Annotated in this window: 8 protein-coding genes and 1 other annotated feature; all 8 genes read left to right on the plus strand. The window is 53.9% G+C overall.

From position 1 onward, the window contains the following. Window positions 1–6 precede the first annotated feature (6 nt). Window positions 7–432: a 50S ribosomal protein L11 gene (gene rplK, locus NQZ67_RS25695; protein ID WP_068679396.1), complete on the plus strand. Its 426-nt coding sequence runs from the start codon at window positions 7–9 to the stop codon at window positions 430–432. Window positions 433–567: 135 nt separating this feature from the next. After that, a complete protein-coding gene (gene rplA, locus NQZ67_RS25700; protein WP_257451621.1) occupies window positions 568–1,260 on the plus strand; it encodes a 50S ribosomal protein L1 in 693 nt (230 codons plus the stop codon). Window positions 1,261–1,279: 19 nt separating this feature from the next. Beyond that, window positions 1,280–1,443 (plus strand) — a sequence feature (ribosomal protein L10 leader region). 57 nt (window positions 1,444–1,500) lie between these two features. Continuing rightward, complete coding sequence (gene rplJ / locus NQZ67_RS25705; RefSeq protein ID WP_257451622.1) at window positions 1,501–2,004, plus strand: 50S ribosomal protein L10; 504 nt, start codon at window positions 1,501–1,503, stop codon at window positions 2,002–2,004. Window positions 2,005–2,104: 100 nt separating this feature from the next. Further along, window positions 2,105–2,467: a 50S ribosomal protein L7/L12 gene (rplL, locus tag NQZ67_RS25710; protein ID WP_257451624.1), complete on the plus strand. Its 363-nt coding sequence runs from the start codon at window positions 2,105–2,107 to the stop codon at window positions 2,465–2,467. 126 nt (window positions 2,468–2,593) lie between these two features. After that, window positions 2,594–3,208 carry a class I SAM-dependent methyltransferase gene (locus NQZ67_RS25715; RefSeq protein WP_257451626.1) on the plus strand — a complete coding sequence of 205 codons (615 nt, stop codon included), beginning with the start codon at window positions 2,594–2,596 and terminating at the stop codon, window positions 3,206–3,208. 323 nt (window positions 3,209–3,531) lie between these two features. Further along, window positions 3,532–7,095: a DNA-directed RNA polymerase subunit beta gene (rpoB, locus tag NQZ67_RS25720; protein WP_257451628.1), complete on the plus strand. Its 3,564-nt coding sequence runs from the start codon at window positions 3,532–3,534 to the stop codon at window positions 7,093–7,095. A 105-nt stretch (window positions 7,096–7,200) separates the two neighbouring features. Then, the gene (rpoC, locus tag NQZ67_RS25725; protein ID WP_257451630.1) at window positions 7,201–10,827 is read left to right on the plus strand and encodes a DNA-directed RNA polymerase subunit beta'; all 3,627 of its coding nucleotides are present in this window, start codon (window positions 7,201–7,203) and stop codon (window positions 10,825–10,827) included. Between the two features lie 357 nt (window positions 10,828–11,184). After that, the gene (locus NQZ67_RS25730; RefSeq protein WP_306813072.1) at window positions 11,185–12,081 is read left to right on the plus strand and encodes an ABC transporter permease; all 897 of its coding nucleotides are present in this window, start codon (window positions 11,185–11,187) and stop codon (window positions 12,079–12,081) included. Window positions 12,082–12,097: the final 16 nt, after the last annotated feature.

Raw genomic sequence — 12,097 nt, forward strand, 5'->3', positions numbered from 1 at the left:
TGAATCATGGCAAAAAAGGTCATCAAGATGGTCAAGCTGCAAGTTCCTGCAGGTAAAGCGAATCCGGCTCCTCCAATCGGTCCGGCACTCGGTCAAGCAGGCGTTAACATCATGGCGTTCTGTAAAGAGTTCAACGCTCGTACAGCGGATCAAGCAGGTCTGATTATTCCAGTCGTGATCACTGTATTCGAAGACCGTTCCTTCACATTCGAGACGAAGACTCCGCCGGCGGCAGTATTGCTCCGCGTAGCAGCTGGTATCGAGAAGGGTTCGGGCGAACCGAACAAGAAGAAAGTCGCTACTGTGAAGCGTGACAAAGTTCGCGAAATCGCAGAAACGAAAATGCAAGACCTGAACGCAGCTTCCGTTGAAGCGGCTATGCGTATGGTCGAAGGTACTGCTCGCAGCATGGGCGTTACAATCGTCGACTAATGCAGCCTTCGCTCGTATGAGCGTATGCATTCGGATGTCTTCGGACATCTCGCTTAGCGAAGCATCCGCTTCGTGAAGTGGGAGGACCATCCCGGAATCGGGTGGACCGTTATAACCACAAAGGAGGAACTTACAATGGCTAAACACGGCAAGAAATATGTAGAAGCTGCCAAGCTGATCGACAGCGAAGCAAGCTACGAGCCGCAAGAAGCGATCGAGCTTGTGAAGAAGGCGGCAACAGCTAAATTCGACGAGTCCGTCGAAGTAGCGGTACGTCTGGGCGTAGACCCACGTAAACAAGACCAAGCGGTACGCGGCGTAGTCGTGCTCCCGCATGGCACAGGTAAGACAAAACGCGTTCTCGTTTTCGCAAAAGGCGAAAAAGTGAAAGAAGCGGAAGCTGCTGGCGCTGACTTTGTCGGCGATGCAGACATGATCAACAAAATCCAACAAGGCTGGTTCGAATTCGACGTCTGCGTAGCGACGCCGGACATGATGGCTGAAGTTGGTAAGCTCGGCCGTATCCTGGGCGGTAAAGGCCTTATGCCGAACCCGAAAGCAGGTACCGTAACGTTCGACGTTGCGAAAGCCGTTCAAGAAATCAAAGCAGGTAAGATCGAGTACCGTCTGGACAAAGCGGGTCAAATCCACGCTCCAATCGGCAAAGTTTCGTTCGACGCTGAGAAGCTGAACGAAAACCTGAAAGCTCTGATCGACGCTCTGGTTCGCGCCAAACCGGCTGCAGCCAAAGGCGTTTACCTGAAAAACATCGCGGTTTCCTCCACAATGGGTCCTGGCGCTCGCGTCTCGACTGCATCGTTCCGCTAAACGGGGAGAAAACTCGGTTAACAATCGAACACGCATACCGTAGACAGTAGGTGTCCGAGAGGACTTAATTTCCTACCGAGGTGTTATGATAAAACGTTTGAGAATGCGGCAGCTTGCCTGCCGCGCTCGTCAGGCGACATCATGGCCTTCGCAACGTCCGCGAAGGCCTTTCTCATGCATCGAGGACAGGAATATCCATCGCATACACGGGATGTATAACTATTACAGGAGGTGTACAGTTTGGCTAACGCTAAGATCATCCAAGAGAAACAAGAAGCAGTTGCTGTGATCGCGTCGAAGATTGCTTCGAGCCCGAGCACGGTTGTTGCCGACTATCGCGGACTGAACGTGGCGCAAGTAACCGAACTGCGTAAGCAGCTTCGCGAAGCTGGCGTAGAGTTCCAAGTTCTGAAGAACTCGCTCGTTCGCCGTGCAACTGAAGGTACGGAACTGACGTCGCTGAACGACATTCTGACAGGACCTACAGCGGTAGCATTCAGCGGTGAAGACGCTGTTGCTCCAGCGAAAATCCTGAACGATTTCGCGAAGAAGAACGACGCTCTGAAACTGAAAGGCGGCGTTGTAGAAGGCAAAGTGGTAGGCGCTGAAGAAATCAAGGCGCTTGCGGAGCTTCCTTCCCGCGAAGGCTTGCTTTCCATGCTCCTCAGCGTGCTTCAAGCGCCAATGCGCAACTTCGCGCTTGCGGTTAAAGCAGTTGGAGAGAAACAAGAAGCTGGCGCATAAGACAGCTCTTGCGGCATTGCCGGAGCCAAGCCTCAGGCGGGCTTCGTAATATAGCAGTACCAAACCAAAAAAACTAAACCCATTTTCGGAGGTATATACCATGTCTAAAGAGCAAATCTTGGAAGCAATTAAAGGTATGACTGTTCTTGAACTGAACGATCTTGTTAAAGCAATCGAAGACGAGTTCGGCGTAACAGCTGCAGCTCCAGTTGCAGTAGTAGCTGGCGGCGGCGCTGCTGAAGCTGCTGCTCAAACAGAATTCGACGTTATCTTGAACAGCGCTGGCGCTTCCAAAATCAACGTTATCAAAGTAGTTCGCGAAATCACTGGTCTTGGCCTGAAAGAAGCAAAAGACCTGGTTGACAACGCTCCTAAAGCAATCAAAGAAAAAATCGGCGAAGAAGAAGCTAACGGCATCAAAGCTAAGCTTGAAGAAGCTGGCGCTTCCGTAGAAGTGAAGTAATTTCACTCTTCATAAGCCAGTCTTGACCTGCTGTTAGCGGGCTAGGACTGACGAACCCCTTGGAACCTCACGGTTTCAAGGGGTTCGTTGTATGTTACAGGCCTATTGGCGAAGGAGGCGTAAATGATGTCGAACCATTATTATGACAAAACGCCGGGAACGGCCCACAATCGGCAGACCCATGACGATAAGCTCAGAGGGCAAGCGATGAAATTCGTCACGGATGCCGGAGTGTTCTCGAAAGCGGGCGTCGATTACGGCAGCCGCGTGCTGATTGAAGCGATGGAGCTGGGAGAGCGGGACCATGTGCTTGACGTGGGCTGCGGATATGGGCCCATCGGCTTGTCCGCCGCGAGGATTGCCGTAAACGGTCATGTCACCATGATCGATATAAACGAGAGAGCGATCGAGCTGGCGAAGGAGAACGCCAGGTTGAACAAGATTGCGAATGTCACGATCGTGCAGAGCGATTTGTTCGAAGCCGTAAGAAACGAACGATTCGATGCAATAGTAAGCAACCCTCCCATTCGAGCGGGCAAAGCGGTCGTGCACCGTATTTTCGAGGAGGGGCACGATTTGCTGAAAGAAGGCGGTTCGATGTGGATCGTCATTCAGAAGAAGCAAGGCGCGCCGTCGGCATTCGAGAAGCTGGAATCGCTGTTCGGAGAAGTGGAAGAAGTGACGAAGGACAAAGGCTATCGAATCTTCCGTGCTAGAAAAGAAATATTGCAAAGCAACTAGAAATAATTTGACTTGACATTTTGGATATGGTAGTATTATAAAATGTCAGCATAAAATTGCTTGAAATCTCTTTAGTTAACTAAAATGTCAAGTGCAAATTTCGAGCGCGGAAATGCATATTTTTGATGCGTTTGACGTATAATGTTTACATTTTGGGCAAAATACTTGATATGAGACCGTAACGCTCGCGCTGCGTGCGGTAAGCTGCCGGAACATGCTCTTTTTTCGAACACTATTCGATAAGGGCTTTTCTTTATTTATCTATATAGGCGGTTTCTACCGTCCTAGGGTAACGCAGTGAATATCGATGCTGTGAGACAGACATGAGGGGTGAGGTTAAGTTGGCAGGACAACTTGTTCAGTATGGTCGGCGTGCGCGCAGAAGCTACGCTCGGATCAAAGAGGTGCTGGAAGTCCCGAACCTGATTGAAATCCAACAAAAATCGTACGAGAAATTTTTGGACAGCGATCTAATCGAATTGTTCCAGGATATCTCGCCGATCTCGGACTTTACGGGTAATCTATCGCTTGAGTTTATCGACTACAGCTTGGGCGAGCCGAAATATTCGGTGGATGAATCAAAGGAACGCGACGTTACATACGCTGCTCCGCTGCGCGTGAAAGTGCGTCTGTTCAATAAGGAAACGGGCGAGGTTAAAGAACAAGAAGTGTTCATGGGCGATTTCCCGCTTATGACGGAGACGGGCACGTTTATCATTAACGGCGCCGAACGCGTTATCGTCAGCCAATTGGTCCGCTCCCCAAGTGTGTACTTCAGCACGAAGGTTGATAAGAACGGGAAGAAAACGTACACGGCTACGGTTATCCCTAACCGCGGCGCTTGGCTGGAGCTCGAAACCGACGCCAAGGATATCATCTACGTTCGTATTGACCGGACCCGGAAGATACCGGTAACGGTGCTTTTGCGTGCGCTAGGATTCGGTACGGACGCCGAAATTCTGGATCTGCTCGGCCATGACGAGTATATTCGCAACACGCTGGATAAGGACAGCACGGATTCCACGGAGAAAGCGCTGATCGAGATTTACGAGCGCTTGCGTCCGGGCGAGCCGCCTACCTTGGACAATGCGAAGAGCCTCTTGGTTGCGCGTTTCTTCGACCCGAAAAGATACGATCTGGCCAATGTCGGCCGTTACAAAATAAATAAGAAGCTGCACATTAAGAACCGTCTGTTCAATCAGCGTCTCGCAGAGAACCTGATCGATCCGTCCACAGGCGAAATTATCGCGGAAACCGGCCAAATGATCGATCGCCGTCTGTTAGACGAGATTCTCGAGAAGCTGGAGACAAACGTAGGCTTTAAAACCTACCATGTCGCAAACGGAGTGCTGGATGCCGATAGTATACCACTGCAGGCGATCAGCGTATTCTCGCCGCTCGACGAGACGAAGGTTATCAAAGTCATCGCGAACGGTATCATCGATAAATCCGTGAAGCATATCACGCCTGCGGATATTATCTCTTCGATCAACTATTTCATCAACTTGCTGCATGGCGTCGGCAGCACGGACGATATCGACCATCTGGGTAACCGTCGTCTGCGTTCCGTCGGCGAGCTGCTGCAGAACCAGTTCCGTATCGGTCTCTCCCGTATGGAACGCGTCGTACGCGAGAGAATGTCGATTCAGGACGCGAACGCGATCACGCCTCAGGCGCTGATCAACATTCGTCCCGTTATCGCGTCGATCAAGGAGTTCTTCGGTTCGTCCCAGCTGTCCCAGTTCATGGACCAGACGAACCCGCTTGCCGAGCTGACGCATAAACGCCGTCTGTCCGCACTGGGACCCGGCGGTCTGACGCGCGAGCGCGCGGGCTTCGAAGTGCGTGACGTCCATGCTTCCCACTATGGGCGCATGTGTCCGATCGAGACTCCGGAGGGTCCGAACATCGGCTTGATCAACTCCTTGTCCACGTTCGCCCGCATCAACGAATATGGCTTCATCGAAGCACCATATCGTTGGGTAGATCCGAAGACGGGAATCGTGACGGAGCAGATCGCTTATCTGACGGCCGACGAAGAAGACAACTATGTCATCGCGCAAGCGAACGCGGAGCTGACGGAAGAAGGCAAGTTCGCCCAAGCGCAAACGATCGTACGTTACAATAAACAAGCAGACAACATCCTAACCATGCCAAGCGACCGCGTCGACTACATGGACGTATCGCCTAAGCAGGTCGTATCGGTTGCGACGGCGCTCATTCCGTTCCTCGAGAATGACGACTCCAACCGCGCCCTGATGGGATCGAACATGCAGCGGCAGGCCGTTCCGCTCCTCATTCCGAAAGCGCCGTTCGTCGGCACGGGCATGGAGCACAAGGCAGCCAAGGATTCCGGCGTTTGTATCGTATCCAAATACGACGGCGTGATCGAGCGTTCGTCCGCGAACGAGATCTGGCTCCGCCGCGTCGAGATGATCGACGGCAAGCCGGTTAACGGAGATCTGGTCAAGCATAAATTGCATAAATTCATGCGTTCCAACCAAGGAACGTGCATTAACCAGCGTCCGATCGTCCGCAAGGGCGACGTCATCAAGAAAGGCGACATTCTGGCGGACGGTCCTTCGACCGAAATGGGCGATTTGGCTCTTGGCCGCAACGTCGTCGTAGCCTTCATGACTTGGGAAGGTTACAACTACGAGGATGCGATTCTCCTTAGCGAGAAGCTCGTGAAAGAAGACGTGTACACGTCCATTCACATCGAGGAATACGAATCCGAAGCCCGCGACACGAAGCTGGGACCTGAGGAAATTACGCGCGATATCCCGAACGTCGGCGAAGAAGCGCTCCGCAATCTCGACGAGCGCGGCATTATCCGCGTCGGCGCCGAGATTAGCGCAGGCGACATTCTGGTCGGCAAAGTAACGCCGAAAGGCGTAACGGAGCTGACGGCCGAAGAGAGATTGCTCCATGCGATCTTCGGCGAGAAAGCCCGCGAAGTCCGCGATACGTCGCTGCGCGTGCCTCACGGTACGGACGGCATCGTCGTAGACGTAAAAGTATTCACCCGCGAGAACGGCGACGAGCTGCCTCCGGGCGTTAACCAACTCGTTCGCGCTTATATCGCTCAGAAGCGTAAGATTTCCGAGGGCGATAAGATGGCGGGACGCCACGGTAACAAGGGTGTCATCGCGCGTATCATGCCGGAAGAGGATATGCCGTTCCTGCCGGACGGAACGCCTGTCGAAGTCGTTCTGAACCCGCTCGGCGTACCGTCCCGGATGAACATCGGCCAGGCGCTCGAAGTTCACCTTGGCATGGCGTGCAAGCGACTTGGCATTCATGCCGCTACTCCTGTATTCGACGGCGCGCGCGAGAACGACGTCTTCGATACGATGGAAGAGGCCGGCATGCAGCGTAACGGAAAGACGATTCTGTACGACGGACGTACGGGCGAAAGCTTCGAGCGCGAAGTTACGGTCGGCGTCATGTACATGATCAAGCTGGCGCACATGGTCGACGACAAAATCCATGCCCGCTCGACGGGTCCTTACTCGCTCGTTACGCAGCAGCCGCTCGGCGGTAAAGCCCAGTTCGGCGGACAGCGTTTCGGCGAGATGGAAGTTTGGGCGCTTGAAGCCTATGGCGCAGCCTACACGCTTCAAGAAATCCTTACGGTCAAATCCGATGACGTGGTCGGCCGCGTGAAGACGTACGAATCGATCGTCAAAGGCGAGAACGTTCCGGAGCCGGGCGTTCCGGAGTCCTTCAAAGTATTGATCAAAGAGCTTCAGAGCTTGGGCATGGACGTGAAGATCCTGACCGAGAACGAAGAAGAGATCGAAATGAAGGAAATGGATGACGAGGATGACGCTACGGGCGACAAGCTCAATCTTAATCTAGAAGGCGCAGAAGCAGGCGTTGAATAAATAACGGATGACTGAGCTTCAATCACGGCCGCATGCGATGCGGCCCGCGGTTGAAGTTCAGCCTCTGATTAGACACAGTCATACATGACGAAGGAGGGTTGCTCCTTGTTGGACGTGAACAACTTCGAGTATATGAAAATTGGTCTGGCTTCGCCGGATAAAATTCGCTCGTGGTCCCGCGGAGAAGTCAAGAAGCCGGAAACCATTAACTACAGAACGTTAAAGCCCGAGAAGGAAGGTCTCTTCTGCGAGAAGATTTTCGGACCGACCAAGGACTGGGAGTGTCATTGCGGCAAATATAAGCGCGTGCGCTACAAAGGCGTCGTCTGCGATCGCTGCGGAGTCGAAGTTACTCGCGCGAAGGTTCGCCGCGAACGGATGGGCCATATCGAGCTCGCCGCTCCGGTATCCCACATCTGGTATTTCAAAGGCATCCCAAGCCGCATGGGCCTTGCGCTCGATATGTCTCCTCGTTCCCTCGAGGAAATTATCTATTTCGCATCTTATGTCGTAACGGATCCAGGCGATACGCCTCTGGAGAAGAAGCAGCTTCTGTCCGAGAAGGAATACCGCAGCTACCGCGAGAAGTACGGCTACGGCTTCCAAGCCGGCATGGGCGCCGAAGCGGTGAAGAGACTGCTTCAGGACATCGACGTCGACCGCGAGCTCGAGACGCTTAAGGAAGAGCTGCGCACGGCTCAAGGCCAGCGCCGGAACCGCGCGATCAAGCGCCTTGAAGTCATCGAAGCCTTCCGCAACTCCGGCAACGCGCCGGAATGGATGATTCTCGACGTGCTGCCGGTTATCCCGCCGGAGCTTCGCCCGATGGTACAGTTGGACGGCGGCCGCTTCGCGACCTCCGACCTGAACGACCTGTACCGCCGCGTCATCAACCGCAACAACCGTTTGAAGCGTCTGCTTGATCTCGGCGCTCCGGACATTATCGTACAGAACGAGAAACGCATGCTTCAGGAAGCGGTTGACGCCCTGATCGACAACGGCCGCCGCGGCCGTCCGGTAACGGGCCCGGGCAACCGTCCGCTGAAATCGCTCAGTCATATGCTGAAGGGTAAGCAAGGACGTTTCCGTCAGAACCTGCTCGGTAAACGCGTCGACTACTCCGGCCGTTCCGTTATCGTCGTAGGTCCGAACCTGAAGATGTTCCAATGCGGACTTCCGAAGGAGATGGCGCTCGAGCTGTTCAAGCCGTTCGTCATGAAAGAGCTGGTCAACAAAGGACTCGCCCACAACATCAAGAGCGCGAAACGCAAGGTTGAACGCGTTAGCCCTGAAGTTTGGGACGTACTCGAAGAAGTCATCAAAGAACATCCGGTTCTGCTGAACCGTGCCCCCACGCTGCATAGACTCGGTATTCAAGCATTCGAGCCGATTCTGGTAGAGGGACGCGCGATCAAGCTGCATCCGCTCGTATGTACGGCCTACAACGCCGACTTCGACGGCGACCAGATGGCGGTTCACGTTCCGTTGTCCGCGGAAGCGCAAGCGGAAGCTCGCCTTCTCATGCTGGCATCCGGCAATATCTTGAACCCTAAGGACGGCAAGCCGGTTGTAACTCCATCCCAGGATATGGTTCTCGGATCGTATTACCTGACGATGGACAACAAGGAAGCCAAAGGCTCCGGCTCCGTGTTCGCTACCGTGAACGAAGCGATCTCCGCTTACCAGCGCGGTATCGTCTCGCTGCACGCCCGAATTTTTATCCCGGCGAAGGTTTTGAACAAGACGATCTTTACTGCAGAGCAGCAGGCATCCTTGATTTCTACGACTGTGGGCAAGGTCATCTTCAACGAAATTTTCCCGGCGGATTTCCCATATATCAACGAAGCGACGAAAGTCAATCTTCTGCAAGGCACGCCTGACAAGTACTTTGTAGTTGAGAAGGGCGCGGATCTGAAGAAAATTCTCGACGAGCTTCCAACAGCGGGCGCCGTAGGCAAAGACTACCTCGGTACGATCATTGCCGAATGCTTCCGTAAGTACCATACGACTCTTACGGCGATTACGCTTGACCGGATTAAGCAATTAGGCTTCACTTATTCGACCAAAGCGGGCATTACGATCGGTGTATCCGACGTTATCATCCCGCCGGAGAAAGTGGAGATCATGAAAGCATCCGACGAGAAGGTCGCAACTGTTATGAATCAGTACCGCCGCGGTCTGATTACGAACGAAGAGCGTTATGACCGGATCATCGGCATCTGGAGCAAATGTAAAGACGAGATTACGGATATCCTCATGAAATCGATGGATCGTTACAATAACATCATGCTCATGGTGGATTCCAAAGCGCGGGGTAACAAATCGCAGATTACCCAGCTTGGCGGCATGCGCGGTCTGATGGCGAACCCGTCCGGCCGTATCATCGAGTTGCCGATTAAATCGAACTTCCGTGAAGGCCTGACGGTCCTCGAGTACTTCATCTCGACGCACGGCGCGCGGAAAGGTCTCGCCGATACGGCCCTTCGTACGGCTGACTCCGGTTACCTGACTCGTCGTCTTGTCGACGTCGCGCAGGACGTTATCGTCCGCGAAGACGATTGCGGTACGGACAAAGGCTTCAGCGTCAGCAAGATCCAAGACGGCAAAGAAGTTATCGAGGATCTGTACGACCGTATCGAAGGCCGTTACGCGTTCGAAACGATTCGTCATCCGAAAACGGGTGAAATCATCGTGAACCGCAGCGAACTTATCGATTCGGGCAAAGCGGAAGCAATCGTCGATGCCGGCGTAGAACGTCTGCAGATTCGTTCGGTACTCAGCTGCCGCGCGCGTCACGGCGTATGTAAGATCTGCTACGGCCGCAACTTGGCTACGGGCAAGCACGTCGAGATCGGCGAAGCGGTAGGCATTATCGCGGCGCAATCGATCGGCGAGCCGGGCACGCAGCTCACGATGCGTACGTTCCATACCGGCGGCGTTGCCGGCGATGACATCACGCAAGGTCTTCCGCGTATCCAAGAGCTCTTCGAGGCTCGTAACCCGAAAGGCCAAGCGATCATCTCCGAGCTGGACGGCGTCATTAAAGAAATTCGCGAAGCCAAAGACCGTCGCGAGATCGAGGTACAAGGCGAAGCCGAGTCCAAGGTTTACGCGGTCACTTACGGCTCGCGTATCCGCGTAGTGGAAGGCCAGCAGATCGAAGCAGGCGACGAGCTGACGGACGGTTCGATCGATCCGAAGGATATGCTTCGCATCAAAGGCATCCGCGGCGTTCAGAACTACATCCTGCAAGAAGTACAGCGCGTATACCGGAACCAGGGCGTTGAGATCAACGACAAGCACGTTGAAGTCATGATCAAGCAGATGCTTCGGAAAATCCGCATCGTAGACGCCGGAGACACGACGCTGCTACCTGGCGCATTCGTAGACATTCATGAATACGAAGCGGCCAACAGCGAAGCGATCTTCGCCGACAAAGAGCCTGCGGTTGCGAAGCCGGTATTGCTCGGTATTACGAAGGCGTCCCTCGAGACGGATTCGTTCTTGTCCGCGGCGTCGTTCCAAGAGACGACTCGCGTCCTGACCGACGCGGCGATCAAAGGCAAGGTCGACCAGCTTCTCGGTCTGAAGGAGAATGTTATCATCGGTAAGCTGATCCCGGCGGGTACGGGCATGCAGCGCTACCGCAACATTCGCTTCGCAGGCATGGAAGAGGAAGTTGTAGATTCGGCTGAGCTGGATGAAGCGACGGAAGCCGTAGTAGTGGAATAAACATAGCCGTATTCGTTAACGGCTCTATATAAAGCGACACATGGTCTTGCGCAGTAATGCGCAGGGGCCGTGTGTCGCTTTTTTTTATGGCCATGGGGCCGCACAGGGGATAGTCGCGGAATGACAACAGGCAGGTATCGAAATGAATATCCGCGCGGCGCAAGGGATTGCGGCGACGGAGACGGTCCATGTCGTACGGGAATGACTATGGACGGCAACAGCTCGATCCGACTAAGATTCAGGTGTAAACGCCGGCCAGGTCCGGATAGAAGAAGAAAGAGGAGAAGGAGAATGCCCATGAACGAAGATCTGGCGATAACGCGCCCGTCGGCAATCGCCGGCTCGCATCGCAAGCAGATGTGGAGGCGGCTGGCGAGAAACCGATGGTTGTATCTGATGCTGCTGCCCGGCATCGTCTACTTTATTTTATTTAAATACGTCCCGATGTACGGCGTGCTGCTCGCGTTCAAAAACTATCAGCCGTTTCTCGGCTTTCTGAAGAGCGAATGGGTCGGAATGGAGCATTTCAGCCGGTTTTTCGGAGATCCGCTGTTCTGGATGCTGCTGAAGAACACGTTTATTCTCGCGACGTACAACATATTGTTTTTCTTCCCGCTGCCGATTATCGTAGCCCTGCTGCTGAACGAGCTGAGGAAGGAAGTGTACAAACGGTTTATCCAAACGTTGATTTACATCCCCCACTTCATGTCGTGGGTCGTTATCGTCTCGATCGCTTATTTGTTCTTCACGACCGAAGGAGGACTCGTGAATGAGGGAATCGCGGCGATGGGCGGGGAGAAAATCCAATTCCTGCTCGACCCCGGTTGGTTCCGGACGTTCATCACGGCCGAGGTCATCTGGAAGGAAACGGGCTGGGGGACGATCATCTTCTTGGCCGCTCTGGCTGGAGTCGATACGCAGCTATACGAGGCGGCAAGAATGGACGGCGCCAACCGATTCCGCCAGCTCTGGCATATTACGCTTCCGGCGATCCGGTCCACGATCATTATTTTGCTCATTCTGCGGCTCGGCAACTTCCTCGATACCGGCTTCGAGCAAATATGGCTCATGCTCAACTCCTTGAACCGGGAGGTCGGAGAAGTGTTCGATACGTACGTGTATTCGACGGGCATCTCGCAGGGCCAATACAGCTATAGCACCGCTGTAGGGTTGTTCAAGTCGATCGTCGGCTTGATTCTCGTATTCGCGGCGAATCAGCTGGCCAAGCGGTTCGGCGAAGAAGGCATTCTGTAGCGGCAGAAAAGAGAGG

This window comes from Paenibacillus soyae (genome assembly GCF_024623455.1).
Lineage (GTDB): Bacteria > Bacillota > Bacilli > Paenibacillales > Paenibacillaceae > Pristimantibacillus > Pristimantibacillus soyae.